The organism is Streptomyces sp. AC627_RSS907 (assembly GCF_019049165.1).
The window spans coordinates 1-649 of record NZ_JAGMUE010001147.1; the positions used below are offsets into that span (position 1 = coordinate 1).

Annotated in this window: 1 protein-coding gene; it reads right to left on the reverse strand. The window is 77.7% G+C overall.

Going from position 1 to position 649, the window contains the following annotated elements:
- Positions 1 to 649 (reverse strand): DUF917 family protein (locus KUM32_RS40755; RefSeq protein ID WP_217146713.1); only part of this gene is annotated, 649 nt, incomplete at both ends.

Here is a 649-nt window from a genome sequence, read left to right on the forward strand (position 1 = left end):
GGACACGGCCCGCGGCCAGCAGCCGGGAGACCGTGCCGTGCAGGCCCGCGCGGCGCAGCTCGGCGGCGGCGCACGGGTAGCTGGCGGTGGCCGCCCAACCGCCCATCAGGTGCACCTGGGCCCGCAGCATCGTCTCCACCCGGTCGGCGGACGCCGCCTCCACGGTCAGGCTCTCGCCGGCCGGCCCCGCCGCGCACACCGGGCCGACCGGCAGGCCGGCCAGATGCAGCGAGGTGTACTGCACCAGCGGAAAGACCCGCCCCATGCCGTCGCTGTCGATCAGCGGCAGCCCGCGCAGGCAGGCCGCCACCAGCGGCGTCAGGGCGTTCAGGGCGGCGGCGGCGAGCGGGAACACGGCCTCGACCCGCTGGCCGAGCCGCCGTTCGATCCCGCTGAGCGCCGTGGTGAACTCGTCCCCGACGGGCGGCAGTTCGGCCAGCGCCGTGCCCGAGCCGACCAGGCCGAGTGCGGCGCACCGGGTGTCGGGCGGCAGGGCCTCGGCCCGTACCAGCGGGACGGGGCCGTGCTCGGCCAGCAGCGCGGTCACCCACTCCCGTAGCCCCTCGGCGCCGTCGTCGCCGAAGGCGGGGGCGTAGAACTGCGCGCCAGCCCACAGCGTGGGCACGTCCTCGGCGCCGATGGCCCGCAC